Below are 21,580 nucleotides of genomic sequence, written 5' to 3'. Positions count from 1 at the left end.
TGTGCCCCATGCATAAGCTTGTCTGTGTCACCACCCTCCTGCTGACGGCGATGTCGGCGGGGATGCTGACCGGCTGCAGTTCACTGATGAATGAGGGCACGACGGCTGTCGCTGGCATGGGCGGCGCTGCCATTGCCGGCGCGGTCACGGAAAACGCGGCCATTGCCACGGGCATTGGTCTCGGTGTGCAGGCTGGCGCCAAGGCCGCCCTGCAAGCCAGTCAGCGCAAGGTTCACGCCGAAACGCAGCATCAGATCGCGCAGGTGGCTGGCAACCTCGATGTCGGCGCAGTGGCGACCTGGGAAGTGGCTCACACCGTGCCGCTCGAACCCGATGAGAAGGGACGGGTGACCGTGACGCGCTTGCTGGGCAATGCGTACCTTGCCTGCAAGGAGATCATTTTCTCCGTCGACGATGCGAACAAGGGCAACGGCTTTTATATCGCCGCGGTTTGCCGCGACGGGTCGGTATGGAAGTGGGCATCCGCCGAGCCCGCTACCGAGCGGTGGGGTTCGCTTCAGTGAGGACGCTGTGCGCGAGGTTGGTCTTGTCGGCGGCGGTCGTGAGTCTCTGCTCGTGCAGTTCCGTCGGCGAAATCTCGGGTGCCGTAGCCGGAATTACCACCGGTGCCGTCACGGCAAATCCTGTTGTGGGATACGGTGTCGCGGTCGGCGTCAGCGCGGCGGCCGATGCGGCTGGCAAGTACGTCTACCGGTACTGGCAACGCGAGGAGCAGGACAGCATCGCAGCGGTCATCGGTGATACGCCCATCGGCTTCGAGCAGCCGTGGGAGGTCCGGCATGCCGTCGCCTATGGCAATCAACGCGGCGTGCTACAGGTAATCCGCGTCATCGACAGCCCACTCGCTCTCTGCAAGGAAGCCTTGTTCTCCACCGTCGAGTCGGAAACGAGCGGGCAGCCCGCCAAGACTTCCCAATGGTTCTTCGTCACGGCCTGCCAGCAGCAGGGCCAGTGGAAATGGGCCAATGCCGAGCCAGCGGTTGCACGCTGGGGCAACCTGCAATAGCCACCTGCCACTACCCCTTGACGCTCGAGGCTTACGGCGCGTGCGGCGTGGGCCTGGGACGAGGCGGCTGCGGAGGGTGCGGTGGATTCGGCGGATAGGGAATCGGCCCGCCACCGGGGCCCACCTGGATATACGGGGCGACGATGTACGGGTACTGCCCCGATCCGTCGGTTGGCCCCATCGGCTGCGTGCCGGTCACGCCCCGCTGCGAAAGCGGCGCGGTGCTCAGCTCGGTGCCGCCGCTGCTGCCATCACGGATACCGCGTTGCGTATCGAGCGACTTCGTCTGCGATGCGGCGAATGCCATGTCAGACGCTGCGCCAAGCAGCACAACGATCGCGACGCCTCTCAACCAATGAATCGACCCTGTGAACATGAGCGTTCCGTCTTGATATGGGAATGCCGGTGACCACCAGGGGCGAACTGCACCGCTGCAACCGGCTCGAGCATGGCTGCCTGACAGCCATATCAACACAGCGTAGCAGCGTCCTGGTCACTTCAAAGCGGCATTTACCGCCGGAATCCGGCATTTATTCCCAGGAATATTTTCGTCTTCTTTCGGGAATAAGGCGCCGGGCCGGGCAGTTCTACAGGTGCATGGCACCGCGGCGCGTAGAGCCGGAACGACAAGATCGAACGATTCTCGGGCGCGTGGTCGGCATGCAAGCCCATGCGCGGCCGTTCGTGGTCCATTGTGGCCACAGGTGCTGGGCACCCTTTCGTACTGCCTCAGGAGATGATCATGAAAGCCCGTATCGCGGCGGCAGCCGTTGCCGCCATTGCCTCGCTTGCATCTTTCGCCACGGTAACGTCCGCCGCCGGACTCACCCCCACTACGGCGGCGATGCCGGAAGGTCACGCACATGCCATCGGACCACGTGATCCGTACACCGATGGTGGCAAGGCAAGCAGGTTCGATGTCTATGCAGACACCGCGAATGTCACGGACCGGCGCGACCCGTACACCGACGGCGCGCACAGCTAAGCCACGACAGCAATCAGGTGGGCCCTGGCCCACCTGCGTTACCCGCAGCGTTATGCGGGCACGGAGATCGCCGCCGCGGGCGAGGAGGAAGTGGCCAGCACGCGAGCGGACCGCACGCGCTTCTTATCGAGCACGGCAACAACGATCAGACCAAGAGACGGGCTCAGGATCAGCGAGAAGAGAATCCAGGCAGGGCTGGAGCGTCCCAATGCCGTGGCAAACATGCCGACACCGAGGGAAGCGAGAAACCAGACAGAAATCGCGAGCATGGTGGCAGATCCCATGAGTCAAAGTGATCGCCGCGCGAACGTGGCGAGCCCTCAGTATGGGAACATCCGCAACCAGTAGCACTTGGGGAAAGGCATTAAGGGAAAGGCACTAAGGGAAAGCGCTAGCCGCAAGTGCCCGACACGTGACTCGTGACATCAAATTGCGCACGCTGCGCCGCAATTTCGACGCCCTCAGCCTCTCGCCCTCACAACTCCGACAAGCCGAAGCGTCGCAATCCCTCGAGATCGGTCACCCTGATGGTCTGGTAAGCGAGGCTGACCATGCCGCCAGCCTCCAGCCGGCGCAACGCCTGATTCACACGCTGGCGCGACAGACCGGTCAGCAGGCCAATCTCTTCCTGTGAGAGTTCAAGCACTTCAGTGGTCTTCGGGTACAGCGCCGGATGGAACAGTTGCGCGACAGCCTGTGCGACGCGCGCATCGGCGCCAAGCAGCCGATCATTCTGCACCGTGGCGATGAACTGGCCCATGCGCTCGTTGAGCTGCCGCACCACGAAACCCGCGAAGGGCAGGCTATCCGACAGCAGTGTGTTGAAGACCGTTTCCGGCACCAGCAGCACGCGCGAGTCGCGGATCGCGATCACGTCATAGCGGCGATCCTCGCGTTTGATCACGCTGCCCTCGCCGCACCAGCCTCCGGCGGGCACGCCGGAAAACGTGCAACCGCGCCCGTCCGGCGTATAGACCGCGAGCTTGATCAGCCCCGTGTCCACCCCGATCCAGTAGCGCGAGAACTCGCCGCGTCGGGCGATATAGCCGCCTGCGGGGTATTCGCGGACAACGGTCTCGGACGCCGCCAGCGCCTGATGCGCCGGGGACAGCGCACGAAACCAGTCATGCTGGGCCAGCAGGACGTTAACCTGATCAAGGGACGAAGACATTTGATAAGAATCAATTTTCTGGGCACTCACAATGCTGCAACGCATCGAAAACGCCAGATCTGTCATCCGGACGACAGAGTCCGCCGGAGGCGAGATGATAGCTTGCGCCGGATTTCATTCGACGAATCCCCAAGGATCACCATAGGAGACACGCCATGCCGACCGACTACGACACCGGACTGGCCCGCAACCCGGCCAACTACGTTCCGATCACCCCGCTCGACTTCATCGCCCGCGCGGCCGAGGTCTACGGCGATCGTCTGGCCATCGTGCATGGAACGGTGCGCCAGAACTGGCGCGACACCTACGCGCGCTGCCGGCGCCTAGCCAGCGCGCTGACCCGTGCCGGCGTGGGCAAGGGCGATACCGTGGCGGCGCTGCTGCCCAACACCCCGGCGATGGTCGAGGCGCACTTCGGCGTGCCGATGGCCGGTGCGGTGCTGAACGCACTCAACATCCGCCTGGACGCCGCCAACCTGGTCTTCATGCTGCGCCACGGCGAGGCCAAGGTGCTGCTGGCGGACACCGAGTTCGCCGATGCCGCCCGCCAGATGGCACGTGAGGTGCGTGGACTCAAGGTGATCGCGGTGGAAGACGTGCTCGGACCCGACGCCGAGCGGTTCGGCGACACCGATTACGAGTCCTTCCTGGCCAGCGGCGATCCGGAATTCGACTGGAAGATGCCCGGCGACGAGTGGGACGCCATCGCCCTGAACTACACGTCGGGCACTACCGGCGACCCGAAGGGCGTGGTCTATCACCATCGCGGCGCGGCCATGAACGCCATCTCCAACATCCTGGAGTGGGACATGGCCAAGCATCCGGTCTACCTGTGGACCCTGCCGATGTTCCACTGCAACGGCTGGTGCTTCCCGTGGACAGTGGCGGCCCGCGCCGGGGTGAACGTCTGCCTGCGCAAGTTCGAGCCGAAGCTCGTCTTCGACCTGATGCGCGATGAAGGCGTGACGCACTACTGCGCCGCACCGATCGTCCACACCGCGCTGGTCAACGCGCCGCCGTCGTGGCGCGAAGGGTTGCGCGGGCCGGTGCGCGGCATGGTGGCGGGCGCCCCGCCCCCGGCGGCGGTGCTGGCGCAGATGGAAGCGATGGGTTTCGACCTGTCGCATGTCTACGGCCTGACCGAGGTCTACGGCCCGGCCGCGGTCTGCGCGGAGCAGGACTCCTGGCACACGGTGTCGCAGGAAGAACGCGCGGTGCTGAAGGCGCGCCAGGGCGTGCGCTATCACCTGCAGTCCGGCGTCACGGTGCTGGACCCGGATACGATGCAGCCCGTACCGCGCGACGGCGAGACCATCGGCGAAATCATGTTCCGCGGCAACATCTGCATGAAGGGTTACCTCAAGAACGACAAGGCCACGCGCGAGGCGTTCGCGGGCGGCTGGTTCCATACGGGCGACCTTGGCGTGTGCATGCCTGACGGCTACATCAAGATCAAGGACCGCAGCAAGGACATCATCATCTCCGGCGGGGAGAACATTTCCAGCGTCGAGGTGGAAGACGCGCTCTACCGCCACCCCGCGGTGCTGGCCGCCGCCGTGGTGGCGCAGCCGGATGCCAAGTGGGGCGAGACGCCGTGCGCGTTCGTCGAACTGAAGGATGGCGCGAGCGTCACCGCCGAAGAACTGATCGCGCATTGCCGCACGCTGCTGGCCGGCTTCAAGGTGCCCAAGGCGGTCTACTTCGGGCCGCTGCCCAAGACCTCTACCGGCAAGATCCAGAAGTTCGAACTGCGCAAGAAGATGCAGTCTAACGCTGCCATCGACGTCTGATCATCTGATCGTTTGATCGCTCAATGGAAAAACGCGCGACGGGTCGCCCCGTCGCGCGATTTTTTATCGACATTCCCGCTCAGAACTGCCCGAAGAACGCTCGCGCGGCGACCATGCAGAACGGCGCCACCAGCGTGCCGTGATACGCCTGGATGACCGCCGACGCGCCGCCATCCTGCGCCCCCGCCGCCACCGCCTGCGCGGCAACATTCATCTTCGCCATCGAGAAGCCTTGCTTGAGCGCCGCATAGGGGTCGCTTGGGCCGGCGATGGGCGCATCCACATCCAGCACGCTGGTCAGGCCCGCCGGAACCTTCGCGCTGTTCCAGTACGCCTGCTGCACCGTGGCGTTGAAGAAGAACACGGTGGGGTCGTCATGCCCGCCGCATAGCTGAACCGGCGCGCGTGGTTGCCAGTTGCGTAGATCGTTGATCTTGAAGTCCACACGCAGCGGTTGCACGGGCCGCGTTGCCGGCGCCATCGACACGGTCGAACTCGGGAACGCGCCGTCCGGATTGACCAGCGCATCTTCAAGCATCGCCAGCCGGTAGTCATTGCGCACGAGGTCAGCGTTGCCGAAACCAAGCGCGAACACTGGCGTCAGGTCTGGCGAAGCCAGCGGCGGCGCCTTCGGCGGCGTCAGCGATGCGAACTGCGAGGCCGGCGGCGTACTGTTGAAGAGCTGAGTAGGCGGCAACTTGCCCTGCGTGAAAATCTTGTCGAGCGAATTCATGCTCGGCAGCAGGCTGGCGATGCCTGGCGCATAGGCCGACTCGTAGAACTCGGACGGCTTGCGGTAGAGATTCTGGTAGGAGCGCTGGTAGCTCGTGGTGACGAGCACCGCGAACACCGTGGAACCGATACCCACCTGCCCGGCCACCAGTGCGTCGCCCATTGCCGCCAGTGCATACGGACCCGACCCCGGCGCCGACGCGGTCACCGGAATCCCGGCAGCCTGCAGCAGCCGGTGCGTCGCCATCGCCACGTAGCCACCCTGCGAATATCCGGTGACGAAGAGCTTGCCACTCTCCCGCACGTTGCGCCCGCCACCCGGCGCCCGCATGACGACGCGCGCGGCGGCAAGCGCGCCCACCATGTCGGCCGATTGCTGCGCCCCATTCAGGTACGGGTGATAGTCGAGATCCGAGCCCGCATAGCCGGCATAGTTGCTGGCCACGACGATATAGCCCTGCGCCGCGTACATCGCGGCTACGCTGATGCCCTCCGACGCGCCGTCGCCGTTACGCGGGTCGGTCTGCGTGATATCGGCGAGGTTGTACTTCCTGTACGTCGTGGTGCCGTGCGCGTACAGCAGCGTCGGGCGCGGACCACTGCAGGCCGCGCCGCCGGGAATCATCAGCGCGGCGCTGGCGTTCGCCGGTTCCCCGGCGCCGCCCACCGTGCGGTAGCGCAGCGTCACGATCTCGATGTCGCACCGTGGCACGCCTGCAACCTGCATGAGCTGGCGGCCATCGTCAGTGGATCCGAGCAGTGCCGCCAGTTGGGCCGCGCTCAGACGCAAGGTGGTCTGCTGGTTCAGCAGGCCACCTCCGCCAAAGCCGCAACCGGCCCCATTGCATGCCGCGGTGCTCTGGGCGCTGGCGCCCAGCGTGGTGCAGGCCGCCAGCGAGGCAAGGCCCACCTTGAACAGGATTTCCCGCATTTACGACCTCCTCCGCTCTTGTTTTACCCGGCATGGCTCGTGCCGGGCGCTGCTTGTAATGTGCGGAGTGTAGGTAAACGGCGTCGTTCGCCCAATCGAAATTGCGTGTATCAGGCTTGATTCTGTCCTGACAAATTCTGCGATGCGGGCGAATCGGACGCCGGCGGCTTCAGCCTCCCCGCGCGCGGCGCGCTTCGTAGGCTTTCAGGCTGGTCAGCGCCATCTCCAGCGTGGGCGCTGCGGTCTGGCCACGGCGGGCCAGCATGTCACCCACGATCTGGTCCGATTCGATCGCCCCGCCGCGCTCTAGGTCGCGCAGCATCGAGGCCGTCAGCGGTGATCCTTCGGCGAACAGCGTGGTCTTCGCCTGCTCCAGTGCGGGGCCCCGGGCCGGATAGCCATTGGCGGCCGCGACGCCGGCGCATTCGCCAAGCAACGCCGCGATGGTCTCGCGCCCGCGTGGCGCGGCGAGAATATCGCCGATGGTCGCTCGCATCAGGCAGGTAGCCGATGCCAGCGTGGCCAGGAACAGCCACTTCTCCCACATGTCCTGCAGCATGGCGTCGCTGCGTTGGACGTCGAAGCCGGCATCGCTGAAGGCGGCGGCCAAGGTCAGCGCGCGCTCACTGCTGCCCGAAGGGCGCTCGCCAAAAGACAGAACGTGGAAGCTCGACAGATGAAGAATCGTGCCCTGGTCATCGAGCGTACTGGAGATCAGGCAGCGGCCACCCATGACACGCCCGGCGCCGAAGCGCGCGTCGAGGCGATCCAGATGCTGCATGCCGTTGAGCAACGGGATGATGACCGTGTTCGGCCCCATGGCGGGCGCGAAGCCATCCATGGCGCTTTCGAGGTCATACGCCTTGCAGCTCAGCAACACCACGTCATAAGGCTGCGTGATTTGCTCGGACAACACCACAGGGGGATTCGGGAAATGCAGGTCGCCGTGCGGGCTCTTTACCCGCAGGCCGTGCTCGGCCAGTTGCGCGGCGCGGCGGGGGCGCACCAGGAACGTCACATCACGCCCGGCCTGCAGCAGCCGCGCGCCAAAGTAGCCACCCGTGGCTCCCACTCCGACAACCAGAATTCGCATCCTCGACTCCCAGATCTGGCCCGGCAACGAGCCGGGCAATGCGCCATTGTAGTGATGGCCCGGAAAGTCTGCTGGAAGCGAAATGCAGGTCGATGGATGGCCCGGAACCTGGGACTCGTGGCGTTGCCTGCGGATCGGCCGCAAGCAACACCACGAGCGTCAGGTCATGTCAGTAGGTTGAACACCAGCCCGAGTGCAATGGCGCCGCCCAGTGTCTCCACGGCGGCCAGCGCGATCAGGTTTCTCAGAATGAAGGCATCGTCCTGCTTGGTCACCATGGTGTTGTCTCCAGAAAGGTTTCCAAACCCCGGGGAGACGCCGCGCGCGCCCCGGCCACACTGCACAACCTGGGTTCAGTAGACTGCAACGCCGCCAAGCGGAAAAGTCGGCACAAACCCTCATGGGGTGATTGCTGATGGCATACGGGTCACGCGCCTGCCGCGGCCCTGGTGGAAATGGTGATGCTTGCGCCGGTTTACTTCGCACGCGAATCAACTATACTTTGCATCTACTTCGCATACGAACATCTTCATTGCCCCTACCCCTTCCATTGCAGGAGACAAAGCCGTGATTCCGGAAATCCAAGCAGGACTTGAACGTGGCGTGCTGACCCTCACGATTTCGCGAGCGGACAAGAAGAACGCGCTGACCAACGACATGTACGGCGCCCTGGCGGACGCCATCGAGAATGCATCGACCGACGCATCGGTCCGGGTCGTGCTGATTCAGGCTGACGGTGATTCCTTCACGGCTGGCAACGACATCGGGGAGTTCGCGGCCCAGGCCACCGGCAACGCACCCAAGGAGCGCCATGTCGTGCGATTCCTGCATAGCCTGGCGAATGCCACTGTGCCGATCGTCGCGGCAGTCCAGGGCAAGGCCGTTGGCGTCGGCACGACCATGCTGCTGCATTGCGACTACGTGGTCCTGGCCGACGACGCGCAGTTGATCACGCCGTTCGTGAACCTCGCGCTCGTGCCCGAGGCAGCGTCGAGCTACCTGCTGCCGTTGCGCATCGGCCACGCGCGCGCGTTTGAAATGTTCTCGCTGGGCGATCCACTGCCGGCGGACACCGCCGTGGCATGGGGCATCGCGAACCGGACGGTTCCGGTCGACCAGTTGCGCGCGGAAGGCCGACGCATCGCGGAGAAGATCGCTACCAAGCCGTCCGGCTCTCTGACGGCAATGAAGCGTCTGATGCGGGAGGCCGAGAAACTGGTCGCGCAGATGGACGCCGAGAGTTCGACGTTCGTGGAGCGGCTGCGCAGCGCGGAAGCGAAGGAAGCCTTCACGGCGTTTGCCCAGAAGCGCCAGCCGGACTTCAGCAGGATCGCCAAGCAGTGATGCGCCAGAAGGCGTCGTCTGCTTCGGCGCCTTCGTTCATCCCCGGCATCACTCGTCGTCGCTGGCCGGGAATTTGTCCTGCAGGCTCGTCAGCCAGCGCGCCACCACATCGATCTCGGCGGCCGTGAACCCCTCGGTCAATCGGGCATTCAGTTCGGTGAGATTCGACCGGGAGCGCTTGAGCGCGGTGCGCCCGGCATCGGTCAGCCAGATGCGGAAGGCCCGGCGATCGTGCTCGTCCAGGCCGCGTTCGACCAGCCCCGCCCGCTCCATGCGATCCACCAGCCCGCTCACGCCCGGCGCGCCAAGGTCGAGCGCCGCGCCGGCCTCGCTCATCAACGCGCCATCGTTCTTGCCGAGGAAGAACAGCATTCCGGCCTGCGACGCGGTGACGCCACCGGCGGCGGTGCGCGCCTGTGTCCATCGATGCAGCCGACGCTGACCGACATTCAGGAGGTAGACAAGTCGAGGATTCAAGACGGCACCCGGGTGATTTAGTTCGCGCGCGAATTTTTTTGAATGTTATCACGCACGTGACACGGGACTTTCTACGACCGGGGACGGATTGGAAATACGCTTAGACGCGACCAAGGCGGCGCCGATGGCGACCGCCCTGGCGGATACGACTCGGATCAGTTCAGGTTGCCCGGGTCCTGAGCGCGGCGCTGCTTCGCCTTGGCGGCGTAGTACGCGCCGACCTGCTTCTGCGTGACGTAGCCCTTCTTCTTGGCATCGATCTTGTCGAAGTCCTTCGCCACGTGCGGCATTCCTGCCTCGGCTTCCTCGCGCGTCAGCTTGCCATCGTGGTTGGCATCCGCCTCGTTGAATTTCTCCGTGAACTTCGCCTTGGCTTCCTGCGCGTTCGCGGGGGGCTGCGGCTGCGGCTGCGGTTGTGTCTGCGCGCCAGCGGTGGCGGACAGCAACAGCAACGCGAACGCTGCGCCGGCAGCGGCGAAACGATGGCTCATATCAGTCTCCTCGGGTAACTCAGGTTGTTGTGATGCCACCGCGGGCCTCCCCACAGCAGCGGTACTGCAATGGACCCAATCCAGACGCATTCTATGGGCACCGCTTGCGTTCGGCCGACGCATCGAAAGAATTCAATTCCGCAGCGCAAAGGCTTCACATCAGGTTGTCTTCATCCCGTGACAGCCACGACTCGACGCGGTTGCGGCCGCTCCTCGTGGCGCAATAGGGCGCAAGGAACCAGCCCCAGGCTTCAAACGCCTGTTCGCCACGTAGCGGGCACGGCGTCCCATTAATCACGGCACGCTGCGTCACGAGCGTTTTGAGGATGCATGCGCGATCACCCAGGAACGTCGCCGCCACGATAGAGGCTTTCCGTCTCAGAAATTACGACGGCGGACGAATGATCGGAACGTCGCGCGTATGGGAAACCCGATCTGGCGGCAAGTGCATCATGACCCGCCCATCGCACTGCGTGCTTGGGCATCGCCCGGGCTTTCGTGTACGTTATAAAACCAGGCCGCTTCAATGGGGGGGCATGATGAAGAGGGTCACTGTGCGCTGGGCCATTCGTATGGCCATCTGCCTCGCAACCGGCCTGCTCGCGGCAGGCAACGTGAGCGCATCGGACATCATCTGCCATTCGCGCGGAACCACCCCCCCGGTGGTTTGCGATGACCCTGGCGGCAGCGGGATGCGCTGCTCGCTGAACACCAACAGCCCACACGCAAGTGGCACACACAATCGCCTGGTGTGCGACTCACCGGGACTGTCCGAGCGTTACGAACGCATCTATGCCGAGCAGCAGAGGATGCTGCACAAGGGCACGATCCAGAACGCCGATATCGTCGCCTGGCGCGCCCGGCGGGATGCCTGTGATTCGGCACGCTGCCTCGATGGCCTGTTCCACCTGTTCTGGCGGGACCGCAGTTCGATGCACAGCGCAACGGCCTCCGCGCCGCGTGTCGCAGCGACCGCGCCATCGACCGTACGTCATGACGCGCCGCCGGCAGCCGCTGCACCAGCGCAACACATGGCGGACGCGGCAGCACCTGTCCGCGCGACAGCCACACCTGCCATCGCGCAGCCGGTTCGCGCCACGGTGTTTGAAACACCCGTTGCCATGCCTGTCGCACACGTCCCTGCCACTTCGACCACTGCCGTCGACATCTCGCTGACCGATTCGGACACGGCGATCTATGGCGACGAGTCCGGACCTGCGTCACTGGCGTGGGCCAGCGCCATGCTGGCACTGGTCATCACGGGAACCACGGCTGGATTCCTCTGGCGCCGTCGACGCGCCTACCCGTCTAATCGGCCGCCCGTGGTCATCCCTGCGGCGATCGTGATCGTGTATGCGCTCCTGCTGGTCAACGTGTTGCTATTGCCATTCACGCTCAGCCTGAAGTGACCTCGCGGTCGACACGGCCTCCAGGCGATACGAGCGAAGATGGTAAATTCGGCGGATTCCCCGCAATTCCGCTTTCTCACGTTCCCCACCATGCGTCTGGCCGGTATCTCCGCAATATCTCTCGATCTCGACGACACCCTTTGGGCCTTCGAACCTGCAGTCGTGCGAGCGGAACAAGTCCTGCATGACTGGCTGCTGCAGCAAGCGCCGAAATCCGCGCCGATCCTTTCATCACCCCAGGTGCTGCGTGACCTCCGCGTCCAGTTCGAAGCCATGCGCCCGGAGTTGGCTGGCGACATGCGCGCGCTGCGGCTGGGCTCGATCCGGCTGGTGCTCGACATGTCGAAAGAAGACCCCGGCCTTGCCGAGGCCGCCTACGACGCTTTCTACGCCGCGCGCCAGCAAGTCGATTTCTTCGACGATGCGCTGCCCGCGCTGGAATGGCTGAGCCAGCGGTTTCCGCTCGTCGCGGTATCAAATGGCAATGCGAATCTCAAGCTGACTGGCGGGCACCAGTTCTTCCGGGCATCGCTGAATCCGCAGAGCTTCGGCAGCGGCAAACCCGGCGCCGCGATTTTCCACGCCGCAGCCGATGCAGCCGGATGCGCACCCAGCCGGATGCTTCACGTCGGTGACGATCCCGACCTCGACGTAGCCGGCGCTATCGCCGCAGGCGCACAGGCCGCATGGGTGGTGCGCTCGGAAGAGGCGTCCGCCGCGCAATGGTCACGCAGCAGCCCGCCGCCGCACCTGATCGTTCGCGATCTGCGGGCGCTGTGTCAGGCACTGGACGCCTGAAGCACGCGGAAACGTTATCGAAAGAAAACGAAACGGCTCTTAGAGGCGCTATCAAAATGAAGCAAAGCGGTTCTGGCTAGGGTGAAGCAGGGGTTTCGGCTCGTATGCGAGCCGCCTGCGGAACGGCATGTGCCTGCGAGCACATGCGCGCCCTGCAAGGGCGCGGCCGCAGACAGTACACCAGGTACGGCAAGGCCGCGCAACGACGCCAGAATCATTTTGATAGCGTCTCTTAGAGGAAGCGCTCCGCTTCGTCCAGCATATTGCGCACCGGGACTATCGCACTGCGCTTCACCCGCACCAGCATGAACGCCCGGACCAGCGGCGGGTCACCGGGGATGGTCGCCGATCCTAGCTCGACGTCATCGCCACCCACATCATCATTCGTCAGCAGGACATTCATGCGGCTCAGCCGCACGTGCCGGTAATCCACCCGCAGCAATTGCCTGACATCTCCGATCACCTTGATCAGGATGTCCAGTTGGCGATCGAGCGTGCCGGTGGCCTCGGACAGCTTAGCCAGTTCGGCATCGTTGCGCGCGATTTCGGCGTCCAGTTTCGCCACCTCACCGATTGCCGGTTCCACCGCGCCGCCCACTACCGCGCCCATCCCCTTGCCTTGCGACTCGAGCAGGCGCTGCCGCGTCTTGAGCAGTGCGATCTCTTGCTTGAGCGCATCGCGCTTCGTCAGCCTGCTGGCAATGCGCGCCATTCCCTGGACCGCCAGTTGATCGAGCATCCGGCGCACGATCTCCTCGCGCAGCGCGGCTTCGGTCGGCTCGCACATCGTGAGTTGATGATCGCTGAAGCTGAATGTCGTCTGCGGCACATCGGAGCGCACGGTATCGCCTTCCGTGGCTACGCCGAGCGTGTGGCGCTCCACCATGGTCATGCCGAGCACCGCGTACGCCTCATCGGCCGCCAGGTTGTTGTCGAAGAACCTGCGCAGTGTCGTGGCCCCATTTATCGCGCGGGACACGTCGTCTGCCGTCGCAAAGCAGGCATGGATGCAGGCATCCGTCGACCAGTCGGCCGCGCATGCCTCATGAACGGCGGGCAGCTGGGCCACCAGCCCCCTGACGTATTCGAGTGCGGCGGCGGTCTCGGGCGCCAGCCTCTGCTGGTAGCGCGTGGCCAGCCGCAGGCGCGGATTCAACGCCGTCATGCGCTCGATCGTGTCGTCTACGTCACGTCCGCCTCTGGCGCCACCACCGGATGCCGCGGTCCCGCGTCGCCTGAACCATCTGCTGATACCCATCGGATCCTCTTGTCAGTCGTGTGTCAGTCGTGATTCAGCAGCACGATCGTCAACAGCAGCGAGGCATCGCTGAGCGCCGCCACGTCGTGCGGCTCCCCGCCGGCGAGGTAGAGCAGGTCGCCGTGTCGAAGCCGTTGGGCAACGCTGCCGAGCGTTACCTCGATTTCGCCTTCGAGGCATTGAATCGTGACCGGACCGGGGACCGCGTGCTGTGGCAGGCGCTTGCCCGCCAGCATGACGAGCCGGGCAACTTCGAGGTGGGGGGCCTTGAACAGCGCGCTGCTCGGCGTTTGCGCCAGGTCCGTGCCGAGCGGCAGGACGCTCGCGGTCTGGCCAGACGAAAGATGGGGCAGTGACATGGATAGGGGCTCGCTGATTGGATGGACGCCGGGCGGCGCGACGCACGCCGCATGTGGCCGCTTTCAGTCTATTGCCAGAACCGGCCGGTCAGAAAGGGACGTGCGTCAAAAGACGCGCATTTCAGGGCGTCGGAGCGAATGCAGTAAACTACGCATCGTTCGCCACGCCGGACGCGGCCCATCGCGCATGTCTTTATCCGCACACGAGCCGCCGTCACGAACGTCGAAGTGGGTATCCGGCGAACACATCCTTGGGCCCTCGCGCCCGCCCCACCAGCCAGTCCGAACCTGCCAACGAGCGGTCCGGCTTGCGCCCCCTCCAGGCTTTGCCTGCCGCTTCGACCCTCGATCCGGGCCTACGCGCCTTTTTGCCGCGCACGGTCTGGATAACGCCCCGCGCGCCCTGACGGGACCGCCGCGCGGGACTGGAACCCCCCAGGCAACTGCCTGACCGGTCTGCCCCTGGACGCGCTCATGCGCCGGGCGGGACCGAATTCCGGAGGACAATCCATGAAGAAGTCAGCCAGCCTCTGGCTGCTTGCCGCCACCGTTGTGCCCGGCACCACCTACGCCGAATCCGGTGTGAACCTGTATGGCATCGTCAGTTCGGCGGTGCGCTATACCTCGAACCTCGACGGTCGGCATCATGACCAGGTCGCGCTCGTATCGGGCGGCATGGTAGGCAGCCGCTTCGGCCTGCGGGGCTCCGAGGACCTTGGGGGCGGCAACAAGGCCATCTTCCAGCTCGAGGCCGGCATCGGCAGCGACGATGGCCGCGCGGCCTACAACGCATTTTTCGGCCGCCAGGCCTGGGCCGGTCTCTCCGGCAACTGGGGCAGTCTGACCTTCGGGCGCCAGTACAACGCGCTCAACAACATCGGCTGGGCGTTCAATCCGCTCGATCAGGGCTGGGGCAACTTCTGGTCCGACCCGCTGTACGTCGGCGGCGACATCTTCTTCCAGGACTACCGCATCAACAACAGCGTGGTCTATCAAAACACGATCGGCCCGTTCTCCGTCCAGCTCGACTACGGCGCGGGCGAGCAACCCGGCAACCAGAGCCGTGGCACCACGCTCGGCGGCGGCGTGAAATACCAGCAGGGACCGCTGGCGCTGGGCGTGGCCTACGACCAGCGCAGCAGCACCGATGGCGCGAACACGATCCGCAATTACTCGGTGGGCGGGTCCTACGCGTTTGGCAAGGCCACGGCCTACCTGGGCCACATGGGACGTCGTGAAACAGCCAGCGATGCCTCATTCGCCACCTCGTTCATCGGCCTCGGCTATCAACTCACCCCTGCGCTGCATCTGTCTGGCGCCTATTACCGCTACCAGCAACGCGGGGCCGTGACCACGCAGTTCCAGGAGACACCCATCCTGCTGGGCAGCGGCAACGCCGACAGCGTCGCCCTGGTCGGCGACTACGCGCTCTCCAAGCGCACCAGCCTGTACGTGGAGGCCGATGTCGTCTACGCGCGCAGCGGCACCGTCGGCCGCGAGACCGAGTATTGGGCTGGCACGCCGGTGACCGACATCGACAGCACCACACGCGTGGGCGTCATGGTCGGCATGCGCCATCAGTTCTGAGCATCCGGCTGGTTTCCATTGGTCCCTAGGGCTTTGGACCAATGGAGACCATACAGCGGCAGGGATAAAGTGGATCGAGCACAACGGACAGCCGCCTCGCAGGAGAACATCTTGAAGCCATTGATGCGTACCGCCTTGATTGCAGTGCTGGGCCCCTGCTGGCTGGCGGCCTGCAATACCGCGCCCATCCCGCCCGGCAAACCCGTCGATATCTCCACCGCGCTGGAAAAGATCACTACCGACCTGTGCGCGTTCAAGCAGAAGTTCGCGCAAAAGGCACAGGGCCAGGGCGTGGCGGTGGATACCTATCGCGTCGAGCTGGCGCTGAGTGTCGACGGCGCGCGGAATCCGCCCGTGGCCGTCGCGCCGGATATCGCCTTCATGCCGACCGTGAGCTATGGCCAGACCATCACCATCGCCAAGGACAGCAAGGTGGTGGTGACCTTCAAGGATACGGGCGCGTCGAGCCTGGCATGCGACGGCCAGTAGCGCCGCAGTCCTGAACATTGCCATCCGCCCGGCACCCATCTCGAACCACTCCAACTTACTCGCCAGGTGAACCGCCATGCCAGGAAGCCAATCGGAGTCCGATGCGATGGAGCAGGCGGACGAGGGGCGCGATCCAGCCCTTAATGTCGTCGATCGTGTCGCGGAGATGTGCTTTGGGCTGTTCATGGCCCTGACGTTCGTCGGCGCGGTATCTTCGGCAACTTCCGCGCCCTCCCCGACTTCCGGGGCGGACGCGGGCCACACGATGCTCGTCACGGCGCTGGGCTGCAATCTGGCCTGGGGGCTCGTCGACGCGATCATGTTCCTGGTACGTACCCTGGCGGATCGCGGGATGCGATTCAAGGTCGCAACGGCCGCCCGGGAGGCGCCAACCGCAACCGAGGCCGTGCGTGCCATCCGCACCGCGCTGTCACCCAGCGCGCAGTTGCTGCTGAGTGACGCGGAGATCGACATGTTGCGTCAGCGGATGGCCAGTGCCGTAGAACTCCCTGAGCGGGCGAAGCTCAATACCCGCGACGTGCTGGGGTCGATCCGCATCTTCTTCATCGTCGTGCTGTCCACGTTTCCCGTCGCGCTGCCATTCGTGTTGCTGAGCGATGTGTCGACGGCCCTGATCGTTTCCCGCATCCTGACCCTCATCATGCTGTTCGCAGGCGGCATGGCGCTCGGTCGCCACGCAGGATTCAATGGCTGGGCCACCGGCCTTGGCATGACTGCGCTCGGTGTCGCCCTGACGATGGCCGTCATCGCTCTGGGGGGATGAAATGCGCCACCCGGTCGCCGCATTGGGTATCGCGCTGGCCGTATCCAGCGCGCACGCGCAGGAAGCTGCCGCGCCTGTGGCCAACGCATCGCAGGAAGCGCAGCCACCCACCTGGAATTTCTCGCTCGCCGGCTACTGGAACATGCCGCGTCAGGAGCAGAGTTACCTGTCCGCCATCGCGATCGCGGAGCGCGACAAGCTGCATCTCGAAGCGCGTGCCAACTACGAGGCCATGCACGCGCAATCGGCCTTCGTCGGCTGGTCCTTCGCCGGCGGTGAAACATTCACCTACAAGGTGACGCCGATCATCGGCTTCGCCATGGGAAGCATCCACGGCGTGATTCCAGGGCTGGAGGCGAGTCTCGCCGCGTACAAGTTCGACTACTACATCGAAGCCGAGTACCTGACCGGCTCCGGCACGCAAACGCCAAGTTATCTCTATGCCTGGAGCGAGCTTGGGTATCGTCCGGTCGATTGGCTGCGGCTTGGCTTCGTGATGCAACGGACGCGGATCTACGGCGGCGATCGTGAGTTCCAGCGTGGCGGCCTGGTGCAACTCACGTTCAAGAACGTGACGGTCGGCTGCTACTGGTTCAATCCCGGCTCGTCCGAGCAGGTGGTCATGACGAATCTCACCGTCTCGTTCTAGTTCTCCTGCGCGCGGCAGCACGCAATGCCGTGACGCCCCAAGCCCGTCCCGACGCACCACTTCGCGTTTACCCCGGGGCATTTCTCTGACCCGTGTAAGAAGCAGGTAAGCCGAACACCGTACCTTGTCGGCATGGTTCCCTGATGACGCTCATATTGCGCGCCCCGCTGGCGTGGCGCGCGGGCGGCACTCGGCCATGCAAAGCGCACAAGTACGCAGGAGACAGAGATGAATGACGATCTGGTCGAAAGACTGAAGACCAACCCACGGTATCAACAACTCGTCCACAAGCGCTCTCGGCTTGGCTGGATACTCACGCTCGTCATGCTCGTGGTGTATTACGGCTACGTGCTGCTGATTGCCTTCGACAAGGACCTGATGGCCACGAAGGTCGGAGACGGCGTGACGACATGGGGCATGCCGATCGGGCTGTTCGTGATCGTCTTCACCGTCGTCATCACGGGGCTCTACGTGCGCCATGCCAACAACACTTATGACGAGCTCACCGAGCAGATCAAGCGGGAGGTCGCATGAAAACGCATCACGTTATCGCCGCAGGCGGCGCCCTGCTGTTGTCGACGGCCGCGTTGGCCGCGGGTGGTGATCTTGGGCAGGCCGTCAAACAGCCCACCAACTGGACGGCCATCGGCATGTTCGTCGTGTTCGTCATCGGCACGCTGTTCATCACCAAATGGGCGGCCAAGCGGACCACGTCCGCGGCGGCGTTCTATACGGGCGGTGGTGGCATCACCGGCTTCCAGAACGGCCTGGCCATCGCTGGCGACTACATGTCGGCAGCATCGTTCCTCGGCATTTCCGCCGCCGTGTTCGCAAACGGCTACGACGGCCTGATCTACTCGATCGGCTTCCTGGTCGGCTGGCCGATCATCACGTTCCTGATGGCGGAGCGCCTGCGCAATCTCGGCCGCTTCACGTTTGCCGATGTGGCCGCCTACCGCTTCAAGCAGGGCCCGATCCGCGCGTTCGCGGCATCGGGCACGCTGGTGGTGGTGGCGTTCTACCTGATCGCGCAGATGGTGGGCGCCGGGCAACTGATCAAGCTGCTGTTCGGGCTCGAGTACTGGATCGCGGTGGTGATCGTCGGCGCGCTGATGATGGTGTACGTGCTGTTCGGCGGCATGACGGCAACCACCTGGGTGCAGATCATCAAGGCTGGCCTGCTGCTGGGCGGCGCATCGTTCATGGCCTTCATGGTCATGGCGCAGTTCCACTTCAGCCCCGAGGCACTGTTCGCCAAGGCCGTTGAAGTCCATGCCAAGAAGGACGCGATCATGGGCCCGGGCACATTCATCAAGGACCCGATCTCTGCGATCTCGTTCGGCATCGCGCTGATGTTCGGCACGGCCGGCCTGCCGCACGTCCTGATGCGATTCTTCACCGTGCCCAACGCCAAGGAAGCGCGCAAGTCCGTGTTCTGGGCCACCACGTGGATCGGCTACTTCTACATCCTGACGTTCATCATCGGCTTCGGCGCCATCGTGCTGGTGAGCACCAACCCGACGTTCCAGGACGGTAGCGGCAAGCTGCTCGGCGGCCTCAACATGGCGGCCGTTCACCTGGCCACTGCAGTGGGCGGCAACGTGTTCCTCGGATTCATCTCGGCGGTGGCGTTCGCGACAATCCTGGCCGTGGTGGCCGGCCTCACGCTGGCCGGCGCGTCGGCGGTGTCGCACGACCTGTACTCCACGGTCTTCATGCACGGCAAGGCAACCAGTTCGATGGAACTGCGCGTGTCGCGCATCACCACGATCATCCTGGGCATCATCGCCGTGGTGCTCGGCATCGTCTTCGAGAAGCAGAACATCGCGTTCATGGTGTCGCTGGCGTTCGCCGTGGCGGCATCGGCCAACTTCCCGGTGCTGTTCATGTCGGTGCTGTGGAAGAACTGCACCACGCGCGGCGCGATGGTGGGCGGCTTCCTCGGCCTGCTGTCGGCCGTGATTCTGACCGTCCTGTCGCAGGCGGTGTGGGTCGACGTGTTCCACTTCAAGGATGCGCCGTTCCCGTACACGTCGCCGGCGCTGTTCTCGATGACGATCGGCTTCGTCGGCATCTGGTTCTTCTCGATCACCGACAGGTCGCCCCGGGCACGTATCGACCGGGCCGGCTTCGAGGCACAGGAACTGCGTTCCGAGACCGGCATTGGCGCCGTCGGGGCCGCAAGCCACTGATCCGCCCGGCGCCGCCCCCCCCCCGCGGCGCCTACGGCAACTGCTTGCCGGGCAGCGTGGGTGTCACGCCACGCGTGCCTGCGGCGGGCACACGGCGCGTGCCGGTGGGTCTGGCGCGCGCCTTCTCCTTGCCTGACACCGGCGCAGCCAGCATGGCCTGGCCTTCGAACTGGCCGCGCGCGTCGAACGCCCCCATCCGCACCGGTTCGCCCATGCCACCCACCACATGCTGGGCCAGCGCGTTACCGGAACTGGCTGCCGCAAGCAGCCATGCCGCCGTCATCACACGAACGCCGCAATCCCTTTTCATTCGATCCTTCCGTATCCCGTATCGTCACGGTCGGCGAGCATAATGCGGGCGGGATGCTGGCGTTGTAATGAATTGTTATGCCCCCGCGCAAGGCCACCTGACGGCCCGAACCGGCCGCTTGCCGGCCCACCTGCGTACAATGCCGGGCTCAACTAGTGGGATGACGTCCGTGAAGAAAACCGACCTGGAAAAGAACAAGGGCCTGAAGATCAACAACAGCATGAAACAGTACGGCGCCAACCGGGCTGGCTCGCTGCCTAAGGGCGGCCGCCGCGCAGAGACCGGCAAGACTGGCCTGCTCGGCAAGCTGCTCGGCAAGGCCGTGCCGCCGGAGAAGGCTGGCGACTGAGCGGGATCCGCGTATCCCGGGGTATCCTTGACCCTTCACGGCACATGCAGCACTGAACTGAACGCCGGATCGAGGAGAAGCCATGGATATGCAAGGCAGGGAAACGCAGGGGATGTCCCGGGAGCGGCTGGGGCGGATCGATCGTTTCATCAATGAAGCGTATATCGCCAACGGCAAGCTACCGTGCGCGCTGACCCAGGTGTGGCGGCGTGGCGAGCTGGTGTTGAACTCGGTGCTGGGCCAGGCCGACCGCGAGCGGCAGGTGCCGCTGGCCGAGGACTCGATCTTCCGCATCTACTCGATGACCAAGCCGATCACCTCGGTGGCGATCATGATGCTGCTCGAGGAATGCAAGATCGCGCTGGACGATCCGGTCAGCAAGTACATTCCCGCATGGGAAAACCTCGGCGTCTTCACCGGCGGCTTCATGGAGAGCTTCCAGACGCGCGCGCCGGCACGACCGATGCAGGTGATCGACCTGCTGCGCCACACCTCTGGACTGACCTACGGCTTCCAGCAGAACACCAATGTCGATGCCGCCTATCGCAGGCTGAAGCTGGGGGACATCGCCACGGATGGCACCCTCGACGACATGATCGAGAAGCTGGCCACGCTGCCGCTCGAGTTCTCGCCGGGCGAAGCCTGGAACTACTCGGTATCGACCGATGTGCTGGGCTACCTGGTCGGCAAGATCAGCGGCATTCCGTTCGAGACCTTCCTGAAGGAACGCATCTTCGATCCGCTGGGCATGGTCGATACCGCGTTCCACGTACCCGAGGACAAGGTATCGCGCTTCTGCGCGTGCTACGCCATCGGCGCGCTGGGTTCGAAAGTCATTTCGCCGCGTGGGCCGATGCTCCAGGACGATCCTCTGGCCAGCACCTACCTGAAGCCGCCCAGCTTTGTCTCGGGTGGCGGTGGTCTGGTGTCGACGGCGGCGGACTACATGCGCTTCGCGCGCATGTTGCTGCAGGGCGGTGAACTGGATGGCACGCGCCTGCTAAGTCCGAAGACCCTGGCGCTGATGACCGCCAACCATCTGCCGGGCGGTGTGGATCTGCCGCGTATGTCCCGTTCGATGTTCAGCGAGGCCACCTACGAAGGCGTCGGATTCGGGCTCGGCTTCGCCACGACGCTCACGCCGGCCACCACGCTGATTCCCGGCAGCGCCGGAGACTTCTTCTGGGGCGGCGCGGCCAGCACGTTCTTCTGGGTCGATCCTGAGGAAGACCTGATCGGCCTCTTCCTGACCCAGCTCCTGCCGTCGTCGGCCTATCCCGTGCGCCGCCAGCTGCGCACGATGGTCTACAGCGCGATCACGGAGCCGGGCGCCGGTGCGCGCTGAACGTCACACG

Annotated in this window: 26 protein-coding genes; 15 read left to right on the top strand and 11 right to left on the bottom strand. The window is 64.6% G+C overall.

Annotated elements, in window-relative coordinates; genetic code table 11:
* Nucleotides 1-8 precede the first annotated feature (8 nt).
* On the top strand, nucleotides 9-524 hold the full coding sequence (locus B2246_RS13530; RefSeq protein WP_186425756.1) for a hypothetical protein: 516 nt from the start codon (nucleotides 9-11) through the stop codon (nucleotides 522-524).
* 38 nt (nucleotides 525-562) lie between these two features.
* Nucleotides 563-1,027 carry a hypothetical protein gene (locus tag B2246_RS13525; protein ID WP_317915398.1) on the top strand — a complete coding sequence of 155 codons (465 nt, stop codon included), beginning with the start codon at nucleotides 563-565 and terminating at the stop codon, nucleotides 1,025-1,027.
* 31 nt (nucleotides 1,028-1,058) lie between these two features.
* On the opposite strand, the gene B2246_RS13520 is transcribed toward B2246_RS13525, so the two are convergent.
* The gene (locus B2246_RS13520) at nucleotides 1,059-1,334 is read right to left on the bottom strand and encodes a hypothetical protein (RefSeq protein ID WP_223277398.1); all 276 of its coding nucleotides are present in this window, start codon (nucleotides 1,332-1,334) and stop codon (nucleotides 1,059-1,061) included.
* A gap of 435 nt (nucleotides 1,335-1,769) precedes the next feature.
* Between B2246_RS13520 and B2246_RS13515 the strand changes: the two genes are divergently transcribed.
* Nucleotides 1,770-2,012: a hypothetical protein gene (locus tag B2246_RS13515; RefSeq protein ID WP_035882897.1), complete on the top strand. Its 243-nt coding sequence runs from the start codon at nucleotides 1,770-1,772 to the stop codon at nucleotides 2,010-2,012.
* Between the two features lie 50 nt (nucleotides 2,013-2,062).
* On the opposite strand, the gene B2246_RS13510 is transcribed toward B2246_RS13515, so the two are convergent.
* Entirely contained in the window at nucleotides 2,063-2,281 is a 219-nt protein-coding gene (locus tag B2246_RS13510) for a hypothetical protein (RefSeq protein WP_011520164.1), read from the bottom strand.
* A 206-nt stretch (nucleotides 2,282-2,487) separates the two neighbouring features.
* On the bottom strand, nucleotides 2,488-3,183 hold the full coding sequence (locus B2246_RS13505; RefSeq protein WP_286882400.1) for a Crp/Fnr family transcriptional regulator: 696 nt from the start codon (nucleotides 3,181-3,183) through the stop codon (nucleotides 2,488-2,490).
* Between the two features lie 155 nt (nucleotides 3,184-3,338).
* Here B2246_RS13505 and B2246_RS13500 point away from each other — a divergent pair, with 155 nt between their 5' ends.
* Nucleotides 3,339-4,973 (top strand): acyl-CoA synthetase, encoded by a 1,635-nt coding sequence (locus tag B2246_RS13500; RefSeq protein ID WP_035882900.1) that lies wholly within the window; start codon nucleotides 3,339-3,341, stop codon nucleotides 4,971-4,973.
* A 79-nt stretch (nucleotides 4,974-5,052) separates the two neighbouring features.
* Here B2246_RS13500 and B2246_RS13495 read toward each other — a convergent pair whose 3' ends face one another.
* A complete protein-coding gene (locus B2246_RS13495) occupies nucleotides 5,053-6,636 on the bottom strand; it encodes an alpha/beta hydrolase family protein (protein ID WP_286882402.1) in 1,584 nt (527 codons plus the stop codon).
* A 169-nt stretch (nucleotides 6,637-6,805) separates the two neighbouring features.
* Nucleotides 6,806-7,729, bottom strand: a complete 924-nt coding sequence (gene panE / locus B2246_RS13490; protein ID WP_008652583.1) for a 2-dehydropantoate 2-reductase — start codon at nucleotides 7,727-7,729, stop codon at nucleotides 6,806-6,808.
* Nucleotides 7,730-8,296: 567 nt separating this feature from the next.
* On the opposite strand from panE, the gene B2246_RS13485 reads away from it, so the two are divergent.
* Nucleotides 8,297-9,073: an enoyl-CoA hydratase gene (locus B2246_RS13485; RefSeq protein WP_035882901.1), complete on the top strand. Its 777-nt coding sequence runs from the start codon at nucleotides 8,297-8,299 to the stop codon at nucleotides 9,071-9,073.
* Nucleotides 9,074-9,121: 48 nt separating this feature from the next.
* Here B2246_RS13485 and B2246_RS13480 read toward each other — a convergent pair whose 3' ends face one another.
* From B2246_RS13480 to B2246_RS13470, 3 genes are all read right to left on the bottom strand, one after another.
* On the bottom strand, nucleotides 9,122-9,550 hold the full coding sequence (locus B2246_RS13480; protein ID WP_008652586.1) for a MarR family winged helix-turn-helix transcriptional regulator: 429 nt from the start codon (nucleotides 9,548-9,550) through the stop codon (nucleotides 9,122-9,124).
* 155 nt (nucleotides 9,551-9,705) lie between these two features.
* Nucleotides 9,706-10,041, bottom strand: a complete 336-nt coding sequence (locus tag B2246_RS13475) for a calcium-binding protein (RefSeq protein WP_286882403.1) — start codon at nucleotides 10,039-10,041, stop codon at nucleotides 9,706-9,708.
* Nucleotides 10,042-10,195: 154 nt separating this feature from the next.
* Entirely contained in the window at nucleotides 10,196-10,402 is a 207-nt protein-coding gene (locus B2246_RS13470) for a hypothetical protein (RefSeq protein ID WP_035882903.1), read from the bottom strand.
* 211 nt (nucleotides 10,403-10,613) lie between these two features.
* On the opposite strand from B2246_RS13470, the gene B2246_RS13465 reads away from it, so the two are divergent.
* On the top strand, nucleotides 10,614-11,450 hold the full coding sequence (locus B2246_RS13465; RefSeq protein WP_008652591.1) for a hypothetical protein: 837 nt from the start codon (nucleotides 10,614-10,616) through the stop codon (nucleotides 11,448-11,450).
* Nucleotides 11,451-11,540: 90 nt separating this feature from the next.
* Entirely contained in the window at nucleotides 11,541-12,248 is a 708-nt protein-coding gene (locus tag B2246_RS13460; protein ID WP_040011368.1) for an HAD-IA family hydrolase, read from the top strand.
* Nucleotides 12,249-12,480: 232 nt separating this feature from the next.
* On the opposite strand, the gene B2246_RS13455 is transcribed toward B2246_RS13460, so the two are convergent.
* Nucleotides 12,481-13,506 carry a hypothetical protein gene (locus tag B2246_RS13455; RefSeq protein WP_286882404.1) on the bottom strand — a complete coding sequence of 342 codons (1,026 nt, stop codon included), beginning with the start codon at nucleotides 13,504-13,506 and terminating at the stop codon, nucleotides 12,481-12,483.
* A gap of 23 nt (nucleotides 13,507-13,529) precedes the next feature.
* Nucleotides 13,530-13,865, bottom strand: coding sequence for a cupin domain-containing protein (locus tag B2246_RS13450; protein WP_008652211.1), 336 nt, complete (start codon nucleotides 13,863-13,865; stop codon nucleotides 13,530-13,532).
* Between the two features lie 510 nt (nucleotides 13,866-14,375).
* Between B2246_RS13450 and B2246_RS13445 the strand changes: the two genes are divergently transcribed.
* The 6 genes from B2246_RS13445 to B2246_RS13420 all read left to right on the top strand — a co-directional run bounded on the left by B2246_RS13445 (nucleotide 14,376) and on the right by B2246_RS13420 (nucleotide 19,566).
* Nucleotides 14,376-15,452: a porin gene (locus B2246_RS13445; RefSeq protein ID WP_286882405.1), complete on the top strand. Its 1,077-nt coding sequence runs from the start codon at nucleotides 14,376-14,378 to the stop codon at nucleotides 15,450-15,452.
* Nucleotides 15,453-15,575: 123 nt separating this feature from the next.
* The gene (locus B2246_RS13440) at nucleotides 15,576-15,941 is read left to right on the top strand and encodes a hypothetical protein (protein ID WP_008652207.1); all 366 of its coding nucleotides are present in this window, start codon (nucleotides 15,576-15,578) and stop codon (nucleotides 15,939-15,941) included.
* A gap of 76 nt (nucleotides 15,942-16,017) precedes the next feature.
* Nucleotides 16,018-16,725 carry a hypothetical protein gene (locus B2246_RS13435; protein WP_187192309.1) on the top strand — a complete coding sequence of 236 codons (708 nt, stop codon included), beginning with the start codon at nucleotides 16,018-16,020 and terminating at the stop codon, nucleotides 16,723-16,725.
* Between the two features lies 1 nt (nucleotide 16,726).
* Nucleotides 16,727-17,374, top strand: a complete 648-nt coding sequence (locus tag B2246_RS13430; protein ID WP_008652204.1) for a hypothetical protein — start codon at nucleotides 16,727-16,729, stop codon at nucleotides 17,372-17,374.
* 228 nt (nucleotides 17,375-17,602) lie between these two features.
* A complete protein-coding gene (locus B2246_RS13425) occupies nucleotides 17,603-17,908 on the top strand; it encodes a DUF485 domain-containing protein (RefSeq protein WP_035882911.1) in 306 nt (101 codons plus the stop codon).
* Nucleotides 17,905-19,566 (top strand): cation acetate symporter, encoded by a 1,662-nt coding sequence (locus B2246_RS13420; RefSeq protein WP_008652202.1) that lies wholly within the window; start codon nucleotides 17,905-17,907, stop codon nucleotides 19,564-19,566. Before B2246_RS13425 ends, B2246_RS13420 begins: the two co-directional genes overlap by 4 nt.
* A gap of 31 nt (nucleotides 19,567-19,597) precedes the next feature.
* Here B2246_RS13420 and B2246_RS13415 read toward each other — a convergent pair whose 3' ends face one another.
* Nucleotides 19,598-19,876, bottom strand: coding sequence for a hypothetical protein (locus tag B2246_RS13415; protein WP_035882912.1), 279 nt, complete (start codon nucleotides 19,874-19,876; stop codon nucleotides 19,598-19,600).
* A gap of 160 nt (nucleotides 19,877-20,036) precedes the next feature.
* On the opposite strand from B2246_RS13415, the gene B2246_RS13410 reads away from it, so the two are divergent.
* Nucleotides 20,037-20,225 carry a hypothetical protein gene (locus B2246_RS13410; protein WP_008648821.1) on the top strand — a complete coding sequence of 63 codons (189 nt, stop codon included), beginning with the start codon at nucleotides 20,037-20,039 and terminating at the stop codon, nucleotides 20,223-20,225.
* 82 nt (nucleotides 20,226-20,307) lie between these two features.
* Nucleotides 20,308-21,570 (top strand): serine hydrolase domain-containing protein, encoded by a 1,263-nt coding sequence (locus B2246_RS13405; protein WP_286882406.1) that lies wholly within the window; start codon nucleotides 20,308-20,310, stop codon nucleotides 21,568-21,570.
* Nucleotides 21,571-21,580 lie beyond the last annotated feature (10 nt).

This window comes from Cupriavidus sp. UBA2010 (assembly GCF_002335265.1).
GTDB lineage: Bacteria > Pseudomonadota > Gammaproteobacteria > Burkholderiales > Burkholderiaceae > Cupriavidus > Cupriavidus metallidurans.
Note: the sequence above shows the minus strand (reverse complement) of the source record. Positions and strands in the feature narration are given on the sequence as shown.